18 protein-coding genes are annotated in these 20597 nt (G+C 43.0%); 4 read left to right on the top strand and 14 right to left on the bottom strand.

All coding sequences use genetic code 11. The features are described from left to right. Positions 1-72 precede the first annotated feature (72 nt). Positions 73-771 (top strand): response regulator transcription factor, encoded by a 699-nt coding sequence (locus BMW53_RS14145; RefSeq protein ID WP_038556607.1) that lies wholly within the window; start codon positions 73-75, stop codon positions 769-771. A 229-nt stretch (positions 772-1000) separates the two neighbouring features. Here the strand turns inward: BMW53_RS14145 and BMW53_RS14140 are convergent, their stop codons facing one another. From BMW53_RS14140 to BMW53_RS14100, 9 genes are all read right to left on the bottom strand, one after another. Next, a complete protein-coding gene (locus BMW53_RS14140) occupies positions 1001-1606 on the bottom strand; it encodes a hypothetical protein (RefSeq protein ID WP_139178177.1) in 606 nt (201 codons plus the stop codon). A gap of 1 nt (position 1607) precedes the next feature. Then, entirely contained in the window at positions 1608-3059 is a 1452-nt protein-coding gene (gene rpoN, locus BMW53_RS14135) for an RNA polymerase factor sigma-54 (protein WP_038556611.1), read from the bottom strand. A gap of 64 nt (positions 3060-3123) precedes the next feature. Continuing rightward, the gene (gene asnS / locus BMW53_RS14130; protein WP_038556613.1) at positions 3124-4560 is read right to left on the bottom strand and encodes an asparagine--tRNA ligase; all 1437 of its coding nucleotides are present in this window, start codon (positions 4558-4560) and stop codon (positions 3124-3126) included. A gap of 598 nt (positions 4561-5158) precedes the next feature. Continuing rightward, positions 5159-5908 carry a DUF2202 domain-containing protein gene (locus BMW53_RS14125; protein WP_074780809.1) on the bottom strand — a complete coding sequence of 250 codons (750 nt, stop codon included), beginning with the start codon at positions 5906-5908 and terminating at the stop codon, positions 5159-5161. 94 nt (positions 5909-6002) lie between these two features. Further along, positions 6003-6542, bottom strand: coding sequence for a Spy/CpxP family protein refolding chaperone (locus BMW53_RS14120; protein ID WP_038556615.1), 540 nt, complete (start codon positions 6540-6542; stop codon positions 6003-6005). 23 nt (positions 6543-6565) lie between these two features. Further along, entirely contained in the window at positions 6566-7093 is a 528-nt protein-coding gene (locus BMW53_RS14115; RefSeq protein WP_038556617.1) for a Spy/CpxP family protein refolding chaperone, read from the bottom strand. A 3-nt stretch (positions 7094-7096) separates the two neighbouring features. After that, complete coding sequence (locus tag BMW53_RS14110) at positions 7097-7528, bottom strand: anti-sigma factor family protein (protein ID WP_038556619.1); 432 nt, start codon at positions 7526-7528, stop codon at positions 7097-7099. Positions 7529-7576: 48 nt separating this feature from the next. Then, the gene (locus BMW53_RS14105; protein WP_038556621.1) at positions 7577-8158 is read right to left on the bottom strand and encodes an RNA polymerase sigma factor; all 582 of its coding nucleotides are present in this window, start codon (positions 8156-8158) and stop codon (positions 7577-7579) included. Positions 8159-8197: 39 nt separating this feature from the next. Beyond that, complete coding sequence (locus tag BMW53_RS14100) at positions 8198-9013, bottom strand: DUF4405 domain-containing protein (RefSeq protein ID WP_038556623.1); 816 nt, start codon at positions 9011-9013, stop codon at positions 8198-8200. Between the two features lie 736 nt (positions 9014-9749). On the opposite strand from BMW53_RS14100, the gene BMW53_RS14095 reads away from it, so the two are divergent. Genes BMW53_RS14095 through BMW53_RS14085 form a run of 3 tightly spaced genes read left to right on the top strand, consistent with a single transcriptional unit; the run spans position 9750 to position 11227 of the window. Then, positions 9750-9962: a helix-turn-helix transcriptional regulator gene (locus tag BMW53_RS14095; RefSeq protein WP_038556625.1), complete on the top strand. Its 213-nt coding sequence runs from the start codon at positions 9750-9752 to the stop codon at positions 9960-9962. Next, the gene (locus BMW53_RS14090) at positions 9949-10278 is read left to right on the top strand and encodes a HipA N-terminal domain-containing protein (RefSeq protein WP_038556627.1); all 330 of its coding nucleotides are present in this window, start codon (positions 9949-9951) and stop codon (positions 10276-10278) included. Before BMW53_RS14095 ends, BMW53_RS14090 begins: the two co-directional genes overlap by 14 nt. Next, positions 10268-11227: a HipA domain-containing protein gene (locus BMW53_RS14085; protein WP_038556629.1), complete on the top strand. Its 960-nt coding sequence runs from the start codon at positions 10268-10270 to the stop codon at positions 11225-11227. Before BMW53_RS14090 ends, BMW53_RS14085 begins: the two co-directional genes overlap by 11 nt. Positions 11228-11384: 157 nt before the next feature. Here the strand turns inward: BMW53_RS14085 and BMW53_RS14080 are convergent, their stop codons facing one another. The 5 genes from BMW53_RS14080 to BMW53_RS14060 all read right to left on the bottom strand — a co-directional run bounded on the left by BMW53_RS14080 (position 11385) and on the right by BMW53_RS14060 (position 20526). Next, positions 11385-14465 (bottom strand): efflux RND transporter permease subunit, encoded by a 3081-nt coding sequence (locus BMW53_RS14080; protein WP_038556631.1) that lies wholly within the window; start codon positions 14463-14465, stop codon positions 11385-11387. A gap of 20 nt (positions 14466-14485) precedes the next feature. Continuing rightward, a complete protein-coding gene (locus BMW53_RS14075; protein ID WP_038556633.1) occupies positions 14486-15682 on the bottom strand; it encodes an efflux RND transporter periplasmic adaptor subunit in 1197 nt (398 codons plus the stop codon). Positions 15683-15702: 20 nt separating this feature from the next. Further along, entirely contained in the window at positions 15703-16947 is a 1245-nt protein-coding gene (locus tag BMW53_RS14070) for a TolC family protein (protein WP_139178176.1), read from the bottom strand. Positions 16948-17169: 222 nt separating this feature from the next. Then, a complete protein-coding gene (locus BMW53_RS14065) occupies positions 17170-18045 on the bottom strand; it encodes a pyruvate, water dikinase regulatory protein (protein WP_051567651.1) in 876 nt (291 codons plus the stop codon). 93 nt (positions 18046-18138) lie between these two features. Next, positions 18139-20526 carry a penicillin acylase family protein gene (locus BMW53_RS14060; RefSeq protein ID WP_038556637.1) on the bottom strand — a complete coding sequence of 796 codons (2388 nt, stop codon included), beginning with the start codon at positions 20524-20526 and terminating at the stop codon, positions 18139-18141. Between the last annotated feature and the right edge of the window lie 71 nt (positions 20527-20597).

Below are 20597 nucleotides of genomic sequence, written 5' to 3'. Positions count from 1 at the left end.
TTATTTTTTGTTTAAAGGAAAGTTAATTGTTCTTTAATAAGCAGCATTTACTTTTGTCAAGAATTTTATGTTATGAGTGAAAATCAATTTAAAGTTTTACTGGTTGATGACGAGTTGGATATCCTCGAATTTTTGAGTTACAACCTTGAAAAAGAAGGATACGAGGTATTTACCGCCCGAAATGGTGTGGAAGCAATAAAGGTTGCTGAAAAACAGGTACCCCACCTCATAATACTCGACGTAATGATGCCGGAAATGGATGGAATTGCCGCGTGCGAGGAGCTTCGAAAAATACCTGCACTAAGCACCACCGTTATTGCCTTTTTAACTGCCCGTGGCGAAGACTATTCGCAAATTGCAGGCTTTGAGGCCGGAGCCGACGATTACATCACCAAACCGGTTCGCCCAAAAGTTTTGGTTAGCCGCGTAAAAGCACTGCTAAAACGTACCGGCGAAGCTACACAACCTGTTGAAGTGGTTGACACCAACACCGTAACAATTGGCAACCTGCTTATTGACAAAGAACGCTACCTGATTCGTATTGGCGATAACGAAATGATATTGCCACGAAAAGAATTTGAATTGCTTTCGCTTTTGGTTTCGAAACCCGGAAAAGTATTTACCCGCGAAGAGATTTACTATTCGGTTTGGGGCGAAAATGTAGTGGTTGGCGACCGAACAATCGATGTTCATATCCGCAAACTACGCGAAAAAATCGGCAACGAGCACATTAAAACGCTCAAAGGAATTGGCTATAAATTTGTTGAATAACAACAATTAAGATATTATAACGAAAGGGGCTTTTTAAGTCCCTTTTTTACTGAAAGACACTTTGGCAAAACAAAAAAGTTCACACAGAAGATCACAAAGTTTTCACAAAGCACGCAAAACAGATGCTATACCTTTGCGAATTTTGCGCTTCTTCTTTTCTTTGCGTGAAACAATAATGATATCCTTTCATTTCCGGTGGTGATTCCCGGGGATCATGAAGTAATACTCCTCACACAAAATAAAGCACCAGGTAAAGAACAATAAAACCAAGTCCGTAGCCGGCAATCAACTGTTTCAAATCGTGTTTGCCGAGAATAAGCCGGGCAGTGCCGATTAATCCTGACAACAATACTACAATTAAAACCGAATAAACCGGGTTCACCCCATGCCGGAACGCCAGCGCAAACAAGGTTCCGCTTAGCCCGCCAATGGCTGCCATGTGGTTGCTGATCTTCCATTTTAACGAAACAACGAGCAACACAACAAGTACCAGCACCGAAGCCAGCATAAACAGTTTAAACTCGGGAACAGCCTGCACCTTTCGTAATAAAATAAATCCCAGGTAGTAAAAAACCGATGCGCTTATCAAAGGAAGTAAACGGTCGCGGCTCCCGGGCATATTTATATTAAAACGCGGATTCAAAGCGAGTACTGCCACCGAAAGCAAAGGCAAAATACAGGTAGTAAAAAACACCACCAACAACACAAAACGTTTGGCTTCCCATAAAAGTAAATCGAAATAAAATCCGGAATGCAGAAGCAGAAACATGCCAATCGTCGGAATCAATACCGGGTGAAATATTACAGATATAATTCGCGCTATTCTCTCCGACATTTTATAATTCTTTTCGTAAACGAGCTACCGGTACTCCCAGCTGCTCGCGGTATTTGGCAACAGTTCTTCGTGCAATATTGTACGATTTTTCTTTGAGGATTTTCGCCAGTTTCTCATCCGTTAAAGGCTTGCGTTTGTCCTCGCCTTCGATACATTCCTGCAGAATTTTTTTGATTTCGCGTGTTGAAACCTCCTCCCCATCGTCTTTTGCCATACCTTCGGAAAAGAAATATTTGAGCGGGTAAATTCCAAAATGCGTTTGTATGTATTTGCTGTTCGAAACCCTTGATATGGTTGAAATATCGAGCCCGGTTCTCTCGGCAATGTCTTTTAAAATCATCGGGCGAAGTTTGGTTTCGTCGCCTTCCTGAAAATATTCTTTCTGAAAGCTGATGATTTCCGACATGGTAAGCAACAAAGTAGTTTGCCGCTGGTGTATGGCATCGATAAACCATTTTGCCGAATCCAGTTTTTGTTTCACAAAAGTTACCGCTTCTTTGTCGGATTTTTGTGCTTTCTGGTTCTGGCTCATGGTTCTCAGCATTTCGCTATAGGTATCGTTGATTTTTAGCTCCGGAACGTTACGCTGGTTCAGCGACAGGCTTAATTCTCCGTCAACCAACTCCAGAATAAAATCCGGCACAATATGCTGATTTGATTTGTTTAGCGGATTACTGTACGAACTGCCCGGTTTCGGATTTAACTTAAGAACCTCGTCGATTCCTTTTTTCAGTTCTTCATCGGTAAGCTCCAGTTTTGTTCTGATTTTATCGTAATGCTTTTTTGTAAATTCCTGGAAATAGTCTTTTACAATGGTTTTTGCCAACTGAAAATCCTTGTTCTCCTTCCGCTCAAGCTGCAACAGTAAACATTCGCGTAAATCGCGGGCCGCAATTCCAGGAGGATCAAAATCCTGGATAGCCAATAAAATTTTCTCCAGTTTTTCCTCCGGAACATCGAGGTTCATGTTAAAAGCCAAATCGTCGCTAATGGCCATCAAATCGCGCCGAAGGTATCCGTCGTCATCAATGTTTCCGATAATGTATTCGGCCAGTTGCTGCTCCTCATCATCCAAATCGGCCAGCCCCAGTTGTTCGTGCAAAAACTCGTGAAAACTGGTACCTACCGAAAACGGCACATCGATGTATTTATCGTCTTTTGAGTAATTATTAACGTTTAATTTGTAGGTGGGAATTTCCTCGTCTTCATAATAATCGTCCATTGAAAACTCTTCGTTATCAATATCGTTATTATTATCTTGTCCGTCATCCATTTGGTCGTCAACCGACGAGGGATTATCCGATTCCAGTTCCAAAACCGGATTTTCTTCCAGCTCCTTTTTAATCCGCTGCTCGAGTTGCATAGTTGGGATTTCCAAAAGTTTGATCACCTGAATTTGCTGAGGTGATAACTTTTGGAGCAGCTTCTGTTGTAGTGTTAGTTTTTGCTCCATAATCCCAATTGTTACCTCCGTAAAAATAATATTTTTTTCGGAGTAGCTTTTCTAAATTACACCATCAAAATTCGGCATTTTTAGGTGTCCGCGGAAAAGCGATTACATCGCGGATGTTGCCCATTCCGGTAACAAAAAGCATAAGGCGCTCGAAACCAAGACCAAAGCCGCTGTGTACTACCGAACCAAAACGACGGGTGTCAAGGTACCACCACATTTCTTCGGCCGGAATATCCATCTCCTCCATACGTGTAGTCAGCTTCTCAAGGTCTTCCTCGCGCTGCGAACCTCCGATAATTTCGCCAATCCCCGGGAACAACACATCCATAGCACCAACAGTTTTGCCATCATCATTCTGTTTCATGTAGAACGCTTTAATGTCTTTCGGATAATCGGTAAGAATTACCGGGCACTTAAAGTGTTTCTCTACCAGGTAACGTTCGTGCTCGCTTTGCAAGTCAACGCCCCAATCCACCGGAAACTGGAATTTTTTCTTTTTATAAGGTTTCGAGTTTTTCAAAACATCGATCGCCTCGGTATATGGCAAACGCACAAAATCGTTTTTCAGCACAAACTCCAGCTTTTCAATCAAATCCATCGAACGCTGGTCTTGTGGTTTGTTTTTTTCTTCCTCTTTCAGTCGCTGAGCCAAAAACTGCAGATCATCCATGCAGTTATCCAAAGCATATTGAATACAGTATTTCAGGAATTCTTCTGCCAAATCCATGTTGTCTTTCAAATCGTAAAAAGCCATTTCAGGTTCGATCATCCAGAACTCTGCCAGGTGACGTGTAGTATTCGAATTCTCGGCACGGAATGTAGGACCGAACGTATAAATCTCGCCAAGTGCTAATGCGCCTAACTCTCCTTCCAGCTGACCGGAAACGGTTAAGTTGGTAGCTTTTCCGAAAAAGTCCTGGCTAAAATCAACTCCGCCCTCTTCTGTTAACGGCGGATTTTTAGCATCGAGTGTTGAAACGCGGAACATTTGTCCGGCGCCCTCGGCATCGCTGGCCGTTACAATTGGCGTGTGCAGGTAGTTAAATCCTTTTTCGTTAAAATATTTATGAATGGCAAAAGCCATAGCATGACGGATACGAAAAACGGCACTAAAAGTATTGGTGCGGAAACGCAGGTGTGCATTTTCGCGCAAAAACTCCAATGAATGTTTTTTGGGCTGAATCGGATATTTATCAGGATCGGCAGCGCCAAGCAAATCAATCGATTTTGCATTTAGCTCTACGCTCTGTCCGCTACCAGCCGATTCTACCAATTCACCGGTTACGGCAATTGCAGCTCCGGTTGTTATCTTGTGTAATAATTCTTCGTCAAAAATTGCAACATCAACCACCACCTGAAGATTATGAATGGTAGAGCCATCATTAAGGGCAATAAAATTTACATTTTTACTACCTCGTTTTGTTCTCACCCAACCTTTGGCAACCACCTCGCTGCCAGTTTCTCCATTCTTCAGAATCTCTTTAATTTTTAAACGTGCCATGATGTTTATTTTTCTGCCTTAATTTGTCTGTTCGGCTTTTACAGCCTTTTTAACTTTTCGAATTTTGAGCTTACAAATTTATACTTTATTAGCAATAATGTAAACGTAAGGTACATTTTCGTCCGATTTTTAATACTTACGTGAAGAAGCTCCTGTTTTGAAAGGCATTTCTTTTGAATAAACTGCCAGGTTTTATCCCGACGGCTATGGAAATGAAAATAAACCACATGCACTGAAAGTACATAGGTTTAAGGTTGAATGAAATTCAAAAAAAGAATAATTGACAAAGCAAACATGAGTATTGAGTAATGAGTAATGAGTAGTGAGTAGTGAGTAGTGAGTAGAGAGAAAAAGCAAAATGAGTCTCAATACTCAAATCTCTGTACTCAAATCTACTTCCTTTTATAATGGAAATTTATAGAAACTAAAGTAGCTACAATAATCCCGAAGTTTCGGGAGCAGGGTTTTAACCATTAACTAGAAAAAAAAACGATCTGAATGAATCGCGGCCTGCATCGGCAAGGATTTAATAATACACAGAAAAAGCTGCCTAAAAAAGACAGCCTCCTGATCATCAATAAGCAATTCCGGGTCTTTGTTATTTGTTTTGACCGTTTCGGTAACCTCCTTGTCCATAGCCTTGTCTGCCGTTGCCCATTCCCTGACCACCGACACCATAACCCTGCGAATTACTTGCAGCCAGAATTGTTTCAAATTCTTCCACAGAAATAAACTGCGGGGTGTAAGTTTCGCCCAGCACTTCCAGGTTTCGCACAAAGCCACGCATGTGGTTCTCCGAACCTTGCAGCAGGTTTTCGTAAACGCGAATGATATCGGTGTTTTCCGTCTCGGCCAACAGATTTTGTAGATCAGCAATGTCCAAATCTTCTATCGTTGCCCCTACTTTCAGTGCTTCAACCAAACCTGCCGATCCCTGGTCAATCAATGAAGAATAAAGGCTGCCCAGTTCTTCATTCGAAAATTCGCCCCCACCTTCCAGCGCCGGATCTTCAATTCCATATCCGTCAAGAAGTGCAAGCACCGCATCCATATGGTTTTGTTCGCTGTTGGCAATATTCAGAAATAGTTGCTGGCTGTACAGCCCGTAAAAATGCATATAAACATCGTGCGCCAGTTTTTCTTCCTCGCGCATCAACAGCAAACCTTCAATATCTGCGTCGGTTAATGGTTCATCGAAAGTACAACTGTCCTGACAAATACCAGCCAGCTCTACACTTTTGTCGGCCGCAGCCAACGATTCATCAATTTGTTCTGTTTCCGAGCAGGACGTAAAAAGTAATGTTACCGTCATCAACACTAAAATTCCGAGTTTTTCTACTGTTTTCATCTTTACTAATTTTTTCAATTAAACTTTCTTTCACCTCTTATTTCATTTTTGGGTAGCTGAATCGGCGATTTAGTATTGGTTGTTTCCCTGACCATTACCAGGTATTTCGATTGTTTCTGTAATTGGGTCTGTTATTATAGTTGCGGCCATTATAAGCAGGTTGCGAATAACAGGCTCCACGGCCATTACCGCGGGCAAAATTTCCCCGACCTCCCCGTTTCGCGGAAAAGTTTCTATTCCCTCTTCCCACATTCTGATTTCGTCCGTAACCCATAGAAGCCTGAAGCTGATCGTATTGAATTTGCTGCTCTTCGGTTAAAAGCGATTTCATGTCGTTGCGGTGTGCCTCCACCTTTTTCAGCATTTCTGTTCTGATCTCGCTTTTCTCAACAGCATTAATTGTTGAGCGTCGTTCTGTACGCAATTCTGCCATTGTTTTTTGGTGACTGGCTTCGAGTTCCTGAATACTTGTTTCCTGTTCCTCTGTCAGATTCGAAATCTGAGTCAAACAAGGAAGATTCTGATTGTTTTGTACCGGGTTTGCTCGTCTTCCGCGTTGTGCAAATACGGTTGTTGTTGTTAACACCAGGGCAAATAACACCCAGGCAACGTTAAATAACTTGCTAGTTTTCATCTTATTCCTATTTAAATTGTTATTTACTCTCTGTTCTGCCGCCCGTAGCGCCGGCCGCCACGTTGTGGCAAGGAAACATCTTCTTTTGATTTTGTCATCGACAGGAAAACTTCTTTTAGTTTCTCCTGTTGGTTTTCGTTGCAAACTGCTTTCATATCGAGATAATAATCAACAGTTAAATCCTTTAAGGTTTTGTGCATCTCCCCGATTTCGACTGAAATTGCATGAAGTTTTGCGGTGTCAGCATCGGCTTTTCCCATTTCTTCTACCATTTCAATTCGTAATTGAGTAAGCTGATCAGATATCCGGCGTGCACTCCGGTTGTAAGTTCTGTTCAATTCTCTAAAAGAATCTACCTGATCGGGCTGCAGGTTCAGTTGCTCGCGGAAAAAACGCGTCCGTTGTTCCGAGGGCATCTCAACCTGTTGTGTTTCTGTTGCTTTTTTATCCTGTTGCTTGTGGTACCAGAATGAAATTCCCATCGACAGGTTTGTGGCTGCCAGAATTACAACCAACCAGATTAATATGCGATATGTATTTTTTGTTGCCATTTGTTATTCCATTAAAAATGTTTCGATTGGCTCGGCTTCCAGTTCATTCCAGAACGGCACCATTTCCTGCTCGCTCAACTGGCTGTCAGCAACCGTTGCATCAGGTGATTCGCCCAGTTTAAAACCGCCGTATATACCCAGTAGCAGAATAATTGAAAAGGCTACCGGCTGTAAAATACGAACCAAAACCGGACGCGAAACAGGCTGTTCTTCCTCCTGTTTCTCAAGTCGCGCTTTTACGCGGGTAAAGAAGAATGGATTTTCATCGGTAACTTTATCGCTATCCAGAATTTGGAGTGTATTTTTCATTTCCGCTGCAAAGAGAGCACATTCTGAACACTCATCCAGGTGTTGCTGCACCTGCTTCATTTCTGAATCCGGCAGCTCCTTCTCCAGGAAAAAAATCAACTTGCTATGTACATTCTTACACTTCATTTCTTTTGCACTTATTAGTATGACACGTTCATTCTTAAAAACTTGCGCTTACAGGCACTTTTTTTTGTAGCACTTGTACAGCTTTTTCTGCAGCCCCTTTTTAGCCCTGAATAAGAGCGACTCAACCGATGAAACCGAGAGATCCATAATCGCTGCAATTTCCTGGTACGACAGCTCTTCGTATTTACTTAAGGTAAAAGCTACTTTCTGATTTTGCGGCAAACTGTTAATGGCCTCCTTTAAAATAATTGCCCGCTGTTTGTTTTCGAAGTCGTATTCCGGCTCGTCGGTATTTGCTGTGCTAACCTGCATCACTTCCCTGTTTTTGGCCGCCACCTCATCTTCGAACGAATGAAACCACTTGTGCTTTTTATTATCGCGAATGTGGTTTAACGAGCGGTTCACTGCAATTCGGTACAACCAGGTTGAAAGTTTTGCGTCGGCCCTGAATTTATCGATGTTCCGGTACACTTCAACAAAAACATCCTGCGCAATATCTTCAGCATCTTCGCGGTTCTGCACCAAACCATAGCAGGTATTCACCACCAGTTTCTGATGCGTGTCGACCAGTTTTTTGAAAGCCGCTTCGCTTCCCTGTTTTAATTGTTCTATGCTATCGGTGTCGGACATTCTGATTAGAAAAATACCACTTTTTAAAGGTACATGTAATTATTCGGAAAGGATTTTGTAAACATCGCGTGGTGGAAGACCATTATTCTCGCCGATGGTGCGTAAAGTTTCAGTCGGTTTGGCGTCGATGTTGTTCTTTTCCAGCATCTGCATCAACTCGTCGGTACTTTTATTCAGTTCTTTCGCGAAATCTTCAATCGTCTTTCGTCCAACGCCCATTCCCTGACCATGATTGGCCGGCTTCTTTTCAATAATCTCATAAATCTCCAAAGGAGTTGAATTATTCGCTTCTCCTATTTCCTGCAAAGTTTGGGTGTGCGTATCCTTGTAAATAATTTTATGACTGTCTAACTTGCGTGTAATTTCATCTACCGACTCGATATCAAGCTGATGCGCCAGTTCGGTAAGCGTTAATAACTCGGCATGAGGAACGGGTGCCCGCTCTTCGGTTTTCTCCCACGAATTGGTAGCCGATTCGCCAAAATCCATAACCGTTTGAAAAGGCGGAAGGGAAAATACAGTGCCGAAAAAGAATACCAGCACAGCTACGATTGAAAAAATAAGTTCCCGTTTCTTGCTGAATCCTTTTGTGGTTTTCGATTTCAGATAAGACACAAAGGCTTTCCAGTTCACCGCAAACAGGTGAAATACGGAAAGTACGATAAAACCCAGCGAGAATAGAGTGTGTATGGCCTGCCAGCCTTCTTTTGATAAACCTGCCAATTCCCAGTTTACCCAATGGGCGTAACGTCCCGGAGGAGCGACATACAAAATTACACCCGACACCAGGATCACTAAAATTCCCCAGGTTAATCCAAAACTGATAAAGGCACGCCAGCTAAACTTTGTTTTCATCTACTTAAATTTATGTTTTTGTTGAATTTTAAGGTATGACACCGAAGCTTTTAAAAACTTGCGCGGGGATTTCTGAAAATTTCTCTGCTGTATGCGCTAAGCGCGTAGGCCTCCACAGCTATCACCCACAAAAAACAGATAATCACTCATTTTTTCTGCCTATCACTACCATTTTGTAAAATCTCTCCGGTGATAACCGACAAAATGCAAGTGATAACATCCTATTGCCGGGTGATAACGATCAATTTCCGGGTGATAACTCCCTCCGGACAGGTGATAAGCCCTTATTTTGGGTGATGACGGCTAATTCCGGGGTGATAACGACTAATTTTGTGGTGAGAGTGATGACTGAATGGTTGAGGAAATACTTTTGATGGGTGCGGATGACCTTCAAGGTTTCAAAAAGCTTAAAAGTCGAACCATTTATTAAAATTATACAGCCCCGGATTCATCAGAATAGTGATAGCCTCACTTTTAGTGAGACCATCACTGTTTTATTTCTGCTAACCTTCTTTTGCCGAAGCCTTTTTACGTTCAATCCAATAATAGGCAATTGGCAACACCAGCAGCATTAAAAAAGTCTCTTTTATGCGCTAAGCGGTTTTACTGCTTTAATAAGTAATTGAATTATACCCGATTGAGTATAATTCAATTTCAGATCACCTTTTTTATACCTGAATGGGTATAGCTTCATATATTTTTATTATATTTATACCCGATCAGGTATAATAAAACTATGAATAAATTGAGTCAATTTGTAAAAGAAAGGCGAAAAAGCCTTGGATTAACGCAGGAAGACCTGTCGTTTAAAGCTGGAGTTGGATTACGATTTGTTCGCGATCTGGAACAAGGGAAAGAATCATTAATGCTTGACAAAGTCAATCAAATATTATCATTATTCGGACATGAACTTGGACCGATACCAACAGAAAGAGATGAAAATAGCTAAAGTTTACATGCATGGCAAATGGGCCGGATTATTGACGGAAGATGAGGATGGTTATCATTTTCAATATGAGAAATCATACCTTCAACACCCGGAATCAGAAGCAATCAGTATAACGCTTCCACTTACCGGCAATACATATGATAGTAAAATTCTATTCCCTTTTTTTGATGGATTAATTCCAGAGGGATGGCTACTGGATATTGCTCAAAAAAACTGGAAATTAGATCCCAGAGACAGAATGAGCATACTATTAAAAACCTGCCATGATTGCATAGGAGCAGTATCAATACAAGCGCAAGAAAAAGATGGAGAATAAATGTCTTTATTGTTACAAGGAAATTGATTCTGATGAGCTGACTACAAAAGCCGGCTCAAAAGGGTATCATGAGAAATGCTGCAAAAAATTCTTTGGAAAGGTTCAGCCTCCGGAATTGAACTTTACAGAAGATCAAATTCTGGAGTTGGCTGAACAAGTGATCAAAAGTCAAAAAACAGTAACAGGCGTTCAGCCTAAACTCTCCCTTGGCCTTTCAGAAAACTCATCAGAACCTGAAAGATTTACAATTGTAGGCCTTTGGGGTGAGTACATACTAAAACCCCAAACGAAAATCTATCCAAGCTTACCTGAAGTTGAAGATTTAACAATGCATTTGGCTGAGCTTAGCAAATTAAAAACAGTGGAACATTCACTTATTAGATTGAAATCAGGAGAATTAGCTTACATAACAAAACGAATCGACAGAACAGAAGAAGGTAAGCTCCACATGGAAGACATGTGTCAAATAACTGAACGCCTGACCGAACACAAGTACAAAGGATCATATGAACAAATAGCCAGGGCAATAAGAAAATATAGCGCTAATCCGGGATTGAATGTAACCGACTTTTTTGAATTAGTGTTGTTTAGTTTTTTGACTGGAAATAATGATATGCACCTAAAAAACTTCTCTTTATTGAAAGAAAATTCCAATTATGATTTATGCCCTGCCTATGATCTGGTCGCCACCGAACTGGTAGTGGAAGGAGATGATGAGGATCTGGCTTTAAACTTAAATGGCAAGAAAAAGAAAATTAAAAAGAAAGATTTTGAGATTGCAATGAAAGGTGCCGGTTTAAATCAAAAGGTGATAGAAAACATTTTTAAAAGATATAAAAAGATGATCCCCAAGTGGAACAAATTCATTGAGGCAAGTTTCTTAAGTGAATCGATGAAAGAAGAATACAAATCTATGCTTTATCGCAAATCGGAACAATTAGAACTATAAAAACCAGCCACCCTGTCGGTGCGCAATTGAATCACTTCCGTTTATAAACTATTAATTGCAAAAATCCGGGGCTGTATAAACGTAATATATACAGCCCCGGATTTTTCAGAATAGTGATAGCCTCACTTTGAGTGAGACCATCACTGTTCGGTATCGGCTAAGCCTCTTTCGCCGGAGCCTTTTTCCGTTCAATCCAATAATACGCAATTGGCAACACCAAAAGTGTTAAGAATGTTGAAGTTACCAGACCACCGATTACCACTGTTGCCAACGGACGTTGAACTTCAGAACCAGGGCCGGTATTAAACGCCATTGGAATAAAACCCAAACTGGCTACCAGTGCCGTCATCAAAACCGGGCGCAAACGATCTACCGATCCTTCAATGACCAGCTTTTTAAGGTCGCCTTTTTTCTCTTTCCGCAACATGTTTATATGATCGACCAGCACAATACCATTGAGTACCGCAACCCCAAACAATGCCACAAATCCGATACTTGCCGTTACCGACAGATACATTCCTCTGATCCATAGCAGGAAAACTCCTCCCGACAAAGCAAACGGCAGGTTCAGTAAGATCAGAATGGCATAACGCATTTTCCCGAAGTTCAGGTACATTAAACCAATAATAATAAAGATTGAAAGAGGCACTACCAGCATTAAATGACGCATGGCACGGCGCTGATTTTCGAAGGTTCCGCCGTAATCAATAAAATAGCCTGACGGGATACTGGCACTTTTATCTATCTGCTCCTGCAGTTGCGAAACGTAGGTTCCCAGGTCTATGTCTTTAATGTTGATTCCAACAATTAATCGTCGCCAGCCATTTTCCCGCTGAATTTCGCGCGGACCTTCCTGTAATTCGATATTTGCCACCCGTTTTAACGGAATATAACCGCCGCCCGGAAGATGCACCGGAGCTTCTGCAATTTTTGGCAACTGGTCGCGAATATTTTCAGGATAACGCACTACGATTCCGAAATGTCGTTGTCCTTGGTACAATTGCCCGGCTTCCTGCCCGCCAATACCGGCCTCAACTACTTTTTGCACATCATCCACATTTAAGCCAAACGACGCCACCGCCTCCCGATCGATATTTACGGTTAAGTATGGCTGCCCGGCTGATTGTTCCACATAGTAATTATCAGTTCCCGGCAGGTTGGTTAGCAGTACAGAAATATTCTCGCCAACTTGATCAAGCACATCCAAATCTTCGCCATAAATTTTTACTGCCAGGTCGGATTTTACGCCGCTTGTTAACTCGTCAACGCGCATGGCAATTGGCTGCGTGAAATTATACGCCAAACCGGGCTCGGTTTGCAAATAAGGCTCTATCCTTCTTATAATATCTTCTTTTGTTACACCTTTCGACCACTCTTCAATGGGTTTCAGTACCACCCACACATCGGTTTGGTGAACACCCATCCAGTCGTTGGCCAGATCGGAGCGACCGGTTTTGGGGACCACTGTTTCCACTTCAGGAATATTTTCCATGATCTTGCCGGCCAGCCAATCGGCATTTTCCATCGATTCTTCCAACGTTACCGAAGGCATGCGCACTTGCTCGATCAGAATAGAACCTTCATCGAGCTCCGGCAAGAATTCAGTTCCCAACCGTGTCATTAAAAATATCGATACGACGAAGATGGCCAGTGCAGAAGAACCCACAAACCAAAGCTTATTCATGTTCTTTTCCAGTCCTTTTTGGTAGCGTGGCCGCATCCATTCGATCAGGTAGTTTCGGCGTACTTTTACCTTTTTTCGGAATACAACGGCCGACATGGCAGGAACAAAAATGAGTGCCAGCAACAACGATCCAAAAACGGCAGCTGCCACTGTTATCGCCATCGGGCGGAACAAAATACCTTCCATTCCACTGAAAGTCATGATCGGAACATAAACCATCAGAATAATGAGTACACCGAAAAAGATGGGCCGCACCACATGATTGGCTGCTTTTCGAATCACTTCATCTTTCGACTCTTTCTTGTTCTTTTGCAGGTCGTGAACAATGTTTTCCACCATAACCACCGAACCGTCAACCACCATTCCGAAGTCGATAGCTCCCAAACTCATCAGGTTGGCTGCCAGTCCGAATTCGCGCATTCCGATAAAGGCAAACAACATCGAAAACGGAATTACCATGGCAACAATCAGTGCTCCGGAAATCTCGCCAAGCAACAGCAGTAAAACAACGATAACCAAAAAACCACCTTCCAACAAGTTGGTAGAAATGGTAGAGGTTGTTCTTTTAATCAGGTCCGACTGATCGTAGAATTTCTCTACGCTAACACCTTCCGGCAGACTGCGGTTAATTTCTTCAATTTTATCTTCAATCTCCGAAATAACTTCACGGCCGTTTCCGCCACGCAACATCATCACAATTCCGGTAATCACCTCGCCTTTTCCGTCTTTGGTAACACCACCCTGCCTGATCTGCTTTCCTTCAACAACACTGGCAATATCTTTTATAAAAATGGGCTTGTTATCAATATTTTTTACGATGATATTCCGCACATCATCCATGCTGGTAATTTGCCCCACACCGCGAATAATGTACTGCTCGCCGTTGTGCTGAATGTAATTTCCGCCCGACACACTGTTGTTTTGTGCAATGGCATCCATCACTTCTGAAATACCGATGCTGTAGGTGCGCAGCAAACCCGGCTGAATGATAACGTTGTACTGTTTTACAAATCCGCCAAAGGAATTGATCTCCGTTACCCCCCTTACAATTTTTAATTGCGGAGCGATTAACCAGTCCTGAATTTCGCGCAGTTCCGACAGCGAATAATTTTCACCTTTAACCACATACTGATAAATCTCGCCAAGTGCTGTTGAAATGGGTCCCAGCGAAGGGCTTGAAACACCCGGCGGCAACTCATCGACTATGGATTGCAGCCTTTGACTAACAATCTGCCGGGCAAAATAAATATCTGTTCCCTCATCAAATTCAACGGTAACCGCCGACAGTCCGAATTGCGAAATGGAGCGAACTTCAGCCACATCGGGCAAACCGTTCATGGCCGTTTCTATCGGGTAACTTACCAGCTTTTCTACGTCGAAAGGAGAATAACGACCGGCCTTTGTAATTACTAAAACCTGCACCGGCGTTACATCCGGCTGCGAGTTAATGGGCAGGTTTATCAACGAAAAGTAGCCGGCAACAGCCATTAATATCACCAGAGATAAGGCTACGTATTTTTGACGAACACTAAATGAAATTATATTTTGAAGCATCAGCCGAGTTTTTTATGGTTTTATTCTTCAGAAATGATATCGAAACGCGACAGCGCTTTTAAGCTAAACACTTTTGTAACGGCCACTTCTTCGCCGGCGGAAAGCCCCGAGGCAACAAATACAAAATCGCCTTTTATTTGCTCCACTTCAATGGGTCGGCGTTCAAAAGTATTCGCATCTTTTTTCACAAAAACAATGGGCTGATCGCCATCGTAAGTAAGCGCCTGCAACTGAATGGCCACAGTTTCTTTTTGCGATTCGGAAGTGATTGCCAACCTGAGGTTTTCGCCCGGTTTGGGCCAGCCATCTTCCGACGGAATAATAATATTTACCACCACTGAGCGACTGGTTTCATCCAGTCCGGGATTTACCGAAGTAATTTTTCCTTTTATGGTAACATCTTCCTGCTCACGTTTCGAAATTTCAACCAAATTCCCGGGTTCCACCAGCACTGCATCGCCGGGTGAAACGTAACCGCGAATGAGCACCTCGTGCGTATCGAGGACGCGCGAGAGGTTTTCCAGCGCATTTACCGACTGCCCCAGTTCTACAAAATTCTTCTCGATTACACCGTCTATCGGTGCAACAATTTTTAGTGTTGGCTCAAAATTACCGGAGTCAGAAAACTTGGCAATTTCCGAATCGGGAACACCAACCGCCCGCAATTTCGCGTAGGCCGATTTTAACGAAGCTGATGCCCGCTGGTATTCAGCTGTTGCCTGCTCCAGTTCGCTGGTTGAGCTAATCCGCTCCTCAACCAACTGCTGTAAACGGGCCAAACGGCTTTTCTGAAACGACTCCTGTGCATAAGCCTGCAGGTATTCCGAAATCAGGTTTCCGTATTCCAGACTTTGAATACGAAACAGTTCCTGGCCTTTATTCACCCGGTTTCCTTCGTAAACGTTAATGGCTGTAACCTGTCCGTTAATTGGCGTACTGATAATGCTGGAATGCCCCGGCGACGGAAAAACAACGCCCGGCGCCAAAATCTGATGATCGACAAATTCGCTTTTTATGGCTTCCGTTTTTATCGAAAGTTCACCGCGCTCTTTATCCGACAACTTGATTTCGACCACTTTGTCGGTACCATCTTTTAACGATGGCGGCACATCGGTTTCAACCGCTACTTTTTCTTCTTTCGGCTCATTTCCCGAATTACAGGCGGCAAATGAGAAAAGGATAATTACAATTCCGAGGTGAATAAATTTGGTCTTCATATCGTTTTAGTTGTGTATTGCTAATAGATTAATTCCTGATTGAGGTACTGCTCGAGGGCAGCCAATTGCATATAATAATCGCGGAGGGCAGTTAAATAACGCTGCTCACTTTTTAAATAGATCTGTTGCGCATTTAGTAGTTCGAGAAGGTCGATTTCGCCCAGTTGATAGGCTCGTAACGACATGCTCTGCAGTTTCGACGAACGCTCCTGCATCGAATCGTGATAACGGTTTACGATCGAACGGCTCACCGAATAATTGTGCCAGGCATATTCAATTTCCTTTTTCATGTTCAGGCGGATTTCCTTTTGGTTCCAGAGCAGCTCCTCCTTTCGGGCGGTGGCCATTTGTATTTTGCCTTTCTGATCGAACGGATACCAGATAGGAATGCTCAAACCAATCTCAAAACCGTTAAAATCGTAACCGGTGCCATAATCCTGTTTGTAGAGACTAAACCGAACATCGGGCAGAATGTTGCTTTTGGCTTCTTTCAGAAAATAGTCGGAAGCATTCAGCAAATTCATTGATGCCCGGTAAGCAGGTTGCTCTTCCTGAACCGCCAGCGCCTGAATTTGCGAAATATCAATATCGGTGGCATACAAGGTGTCGGCAAACTGAATACTGTACTTTTGCTCCTCGATGGGCAATCCCATAACGTTAAAAAGTCCGTAGCGTGCCTGGTGCAAAATCCACTCACTCTGGTCGAGATCGTTTCGGGCCTCATCCAACTGAATTTCGGCATTTGCCAAATCGATGCCATTTCCCAAACCTGTTTCAAACTTGGTATATACTGCATTGTACAGGTCTTGCGCAAGATTTAATTGATTTTCGCGCGAGCGCTGCAAATAAAGAGCATACACCACTTCGATGTATTTACTTTTTACCTGCGAATTGATTTCCTTCTCTTTAGCAACAATAACATTTTTTTGCGCCTCCACTTCCTGTTTCAAGGCTTTTACACGATAAACCGACGTTAACGGGAAATCCACTTCCTGCGTTATGGCCACACGTTTTTCGGCAAACGGCGCCGTTGGATCATCGCTGATACCTTCTTTAAAATAACTGATTTCGGGGGCAGAAACGCCCGTGTTAATTCGCCACTCGTTTTCCTTTTGAACCAAACGCGCCCGCATCTGGTTGAGTTCGGCATTGTAACCGATAGCCTGTTCTACGGCCTGCTGAATCGTTAACAGTTCGTCTTGTGCATACACGCTGCCAGCCAGAAGTAACAGGAAAACTAAACTGAATTTTGTTAGTCTTATCATGGTTTTTTGGAATTTAACGATCAATTTATTGTGCTTAAGTTACAAAGAGTTATGCAATTTGTTAAACATTTCACACATGAAAATATTTATGCCCTATAGTTAATAGCAATATTGGCCTTTATAAACATTTGACACATTAAATTGAAAAAACCGTCGCTCAGGGTAAAAAAAATTACAATACAGAATTACCTACGGAAACTCTGGTACAAATCTTTAGCTCAACTATTCCTGTTTGGGCTCCTCCGGCCCATGGTAAGGCGAAGCCAGTTTTCGCCCGCGATATGAAAACCGTTTCGACATGTACGACAGAATTTCGTTGGCCGTACTTTCAATGGGTTTATTGGAAACATTGATAACCGTAAAACCTCCCCTATCGAATACAAACATGGCTTTCCGGATCTCTTCGCGCACAGCACGTTGATCGACGTAGGATTCGAGACGATGATTCTCCCAACTGGCAATTCTTTTCTGACGATGTGCAATTAACTGGGTGGCACCAATGTGTAATCCAAATACGCGGCTTGGGTCCACCTGAAAAAGTTCATCCGGCGGCTGAATACCGGGTACCAGTGGCACGTTGGCCACTTTCCAGCCGTACATGGCCAGGTACACACTGAGCGGCGTTTTTCCGGCACGCGAAACGCCGGTTAAAATAATCTCGGCATTGTGCAGTCGCTCGGGGCTCATGCCATCGTCGTGCGACAAAGTGAATTCGATAGAATCAATCCGGTCGAAATACTGATGATTAATCTCGCGGTATAACCCGGGATGCACCATCGGTTCTACATTCAGCGTTTCATCTAAATAACCGGCCAGTTCGCCCATTAAATCAATTACCCGAACATTAAACTCTTTCCCCAGTTCATTAATCTTGTGGCGCAATTCAGGATTCACCATCGTATGAGCAATCAACCCGTTATCAGCTTTGGCTCTCATAATGATGTCGAAAACCTCATCTTCGGAGTTTACCCGCCCGATAATTTCCACAGGAACCTTGTTTTCGGGGTACTGAATCAATATGGCCTGAACCAGGTTGTTTCCGGCAATTCCTGTTCCGCCCGATACCACATAAATGGGTGCTGGTGATTTTTTGCTCATAACGCTGTGCTTATCTTTAAAAGGGAACAAACAGAATAAGAACTAAGTTTATCACAAAAAGCAAATTATCTTAAATAGTGCTAAAACCAGTAATTATTCAGGTTTCAATTGCATTTTAAAACGGGCCTTGTTTTCCACATTTTGTTTTGTAAACAGATCGGGGTGATATTGGTTATTCAAGTACATTTCAGTTTGATCGAGGTAGAAATTGCTGGCCGGAATACCACTTGTCCCGGTTGGAATAATTGTCTCCGAATCGTCCCAGTTTGCCATGCTGAAAATGTGTCGATGCGATGCGCCGTGCACGGTTTCATACAAATTTTTGTACGAATACGAATATGGGCACACCGTATGAAAACTTCCCGGTACCTCGAACGGTCCGCGGTTTAATTTTAAGGCTTTATTGAGAATGTCAACCACTCCCAGCGGATGAGCCAGCGTAAACGAATGTATTTTGCCCCAGCTCCAGTCATCAACATTGTTTCCGAGGGTTGCTGTTAGCTCCTCAACCGTTTCGTTAAACGACAGCGCCACAATATCATCAAAACTTTCGGTTTGTTCAGTCATCACGTTGTCCGCCCACTGCGATTGCCCTTCAGCCAGGAAGTTTATCATCAGGTTCTCGAGTAACACTTTTTGCCCCAGCATGCCTTCAAAAAGCTCAGGCGACAGTTCATCTTTAACCAGGTTCTCCATCGATTTTAGATATAGAATTTCGAAAATAGAGGCTGCCTGACTTTCTCGTGTAAGGTTGTAATCCCATGCTTTTAGTTTGTTGAAAGCTGCCTGTTCTGTTTCATTAAACCCCGATTGTTTTTTAAGCGATTCAATAAAAACTATAGTCATTTGCTCTGCCGTCTTCGATTTCCAATCGCCTTGAATGGCTTTAAAATCATCGATACCCAACTTTTCTTTGGCTTCCAGCATTTCCCTTATCCGGTCGATGCGGCTGGGTGTTGCAAACCAGTAGCTAATGTAATACGGATAATCGTCGGTTACGGTTTTGTTGTTTGCTGATGACACGTAACCTCTCTCCGGATTAAACTCGTAAGGCAGTTCTTCGAACGAAACCAGTCCCTGCCAGTCGTATTTACTACTGTCGCCGGGATAGATTTGAATTCCTGAACCTGCACGAATGGGCACTCCGGCGCTACATTGCAAACCAATATTCCCTTTTACATCGGCGTAAACCACATTCTGGCTCACCGACTTAAAAGTGCTGACAGCATCACGAAAATCGCTCCAGTTGTTGGCACGGTTCAACCTGAAGACAGTCCTGATCTCGTTACTCATTTCGTTGCCCAACCAGCGAATGGAAAGCGGTGTTTCTTTTTCCTTTTTAAAACGGTTCACTATTGGCCCGCGGTGCGTAAATTTCAACACCTCTTCAAACTCCTCGCCCTCCTTGGTTTTTATGATTTCCTTTTTAATCCGGAGATCGTGCCAGGCCCCATCGAACCAGTATTTTGTAGAATCTTCATTTAATTTCTCAGCATAAAAATCGAGGTCGTCCACCATCACATTGGTCATTCCCCAGGCAATGCTGTCGTTGTGGCCACAAATAACAAATGGCTGACCGGGAACCACTAAGCCGGTTACATTTATTTTCCCCTCAACAACCTGGTGCATTTGGTACCAGATGCCCGGAGCGAATAATCCCAAATGCATGTCGTTGGCCAGAAGCGGCATTCCGGTTTGGCTTTTTTTACCGGCAACCGCCCAGTTGTTGCTTCCGTTAAAAATCTCAGCACCCAGTTCCGTTAAATTTTCGGTGGCGGATAATAAAGTCTCTGATGCCTCAATTTCAATATTCCCAAACCCGGGATAGATAGCTGTTTTATGGTTTTTCAGATCGGGAATCAGCTCAGCAATTTTCTCATCCGAAACCTCGGCGCGTAATTGGTGCAGGAAGTATTCGGTTCCCCAACCCATCGATAAATCCCACGACATGTAACCAATCAGGTTGATACAATGCACCGGCTCCCACGGCTCAGGTTTGTATTGCAACACCTTAAACTCGGGTGGCAGCGGATATTTTCGGATGTACTGATTTATACCGTCGGAATACGCTTCGAGGGCAGTAATGATTTCCGGCGATGAAGTTGCCAGTATCTTTTCCGACTTTTCCTGAATACGAATTGCGCGCATCATCAGGTCGGTTTCCAGCTGGTCTTTTCCTAATATCTCGGATAAGCGCCCTTGTGTTACTCGCCGTAACAAATCCATTTGCCACAGCCTGTCTTGCGCCATGGCAAAACCTACAGCCCGGTACAAATCAGCTTCATTTTCAGCGTAAATATGCGGAATGGCATGTTCATCGCGAAATAGGGAAACCGGTTCGCGGAGTCGTTCCAGTTTCAGGCTTTCGTTATAATCGGGCAGTGCCGAAGTTTTAATATTCTGCAGCACCAGAAAGCCAACAAATAAAGCAAGAAGGAGGAAGCCAAGCACTCCCAACAAAACACGTTTTAAGGTCTTCATTTGAAATAGATTTTTTTGGAACAAATGGATTACTCTCTGAATTTTCTATATTTATTCCTTAAAAATAATTC

Origin of the sequence: Draconibacterium orientale, assembly GCF_900111425.1 — a bacterium.
Taxonomy (GTDB): Bacteria; Bacteroidota; Bacteroidia; order Bacteroidales; family Prolixibacteraceae; genus Draconibacterium; species Draconibacterium orientale.
This window is presented reverse-complemented; position numbering and strand designations above follow the sequence as displayed.

Bases quoted from the DNA above. Each gene is read 5' to 3' on its own strand.
- BMW53_RS14145 (WP_038556607.1), top strand. From the start codon at position 73: ATGAGTGAAAATCAATTTAAAGTTTTACTGGTTGATGACGAGTTGGAT.
- BMW53_RS14140 (WP_139178177.1), bottom strand. From the start codon at position 1,606: ATGTCGGAGAGAATAGCGCGAATTATATCTGTAATATTTCACCCGGTA.
- rpoN (WP_038556611.1), bottom strand. From the start codon at position 3,059: ATGGAGCAAAAACTAACACTACAACAGAAGCTGCTCCAAAAGTTATCA.
- asnS (WP_038556613.1), bottom strand. From the start codon at position 4,560: ATGGCACGTTTAAAAATTAAAGAGATTCTGAAGAATGGAGAAACTGGC.
- BMW53_RS14125 (WP_074780809.1), bottom strand. From the start codon at position 5,908: ATGAAAACAGTAGAAAAACTCGGAATTTTAGTGTTGATGACGGTAACA.
- BMW53_RS14120 (WP_038556615.1), bottom strand. From the start codon at position 6,542: ATGAAAACTAGCAAGTTATTTAACGTTGCCTGGGTGTTATTTGCCCTG.
- BMW53_RS14115 (WP_038556617.1), bottom strand. From the start codon at position 7,093: ATGGCAACAAAAAATACATATCGCATATTAATCTGGTTGGTTGTAATT.
- BMW53_RS14110 (WP_038556619.1), bottom strand. From the start codon at position 7,528: ATGAAGTGTAAGAATGTACATAGCAAGTTGATTTTTTTCCTGGAGAAG.
- BMW53_RS14105 (WP_038556621.1), bottom strand. From the start codon at position 8,158: ATGTCCGACACCGATAGCATAGAACAATTAAAACAGGGAAGCGAAGCG.
- BMW53_RS14100 (WP_038556623.1), bottom strand. From the start codon at position 9,013: ATGAAAACAAAGTTTAGCTGGCGTGCCTTTATCAGTTTTGGATTAACC.
- BMW53_RS14095 (WP_038556625.1), top strand. From the start codon at position 9,750: ATGAATAAATTGAGTCAATTTGTAAAAGAAAGGCGAAAAAGCCTTGGA.
- BMW53_RS14090 (WP_038556627.1), top strand. From the start codon at position 9,949: ATGAAAATAGCTAAAGTTTACATGCATGGCAAATGGGCCGGATTATTG.
- BMW53_RS14085 (WP_038556629.1), top strand. From the start codon at position 10,268: ATGGAGAATAAATGTCTTTATTGTTACAAGGAAATTGATTCTGATGAG.
- BMW53_RS14080 (WP_038556631.1), bottom strand. From the start codon at position 14,465: ATGCTTCAAAATATAATTTCATTTAGTGTTCGTCAAAAATACGTAGCC.
- BMW53_RS14075 (WP_038556633.1), bottom strand. From the start codon at position 15,682: ATGAAGACCAAATTTATTCACCTCGGAATTGTAATTATCCTTTTCTCA.
- BMW53_RS14070 (WP_139178176.1), bottom strand. From the start codon at position 16,947: ATGATAAGACTAACAAAATTCAGTTTAGTTTTCCTGTTACTTCTGGCT.
- BMW53_RS14065 (WP_051567651.1), bottom strand. From the start codon at position 18,045: ATGAGCAAAAAATCACCAGCACCCATTTATGTGGTATCGGGCGGAACA.
- BMW53_RS14060 (WP_038556637.1), bottom strand. From the start codon at position 20,526: ATGAAGACCTTAAAACGTGTTTTGTTGGGAGTGCTTGGCTTCCTCCTT.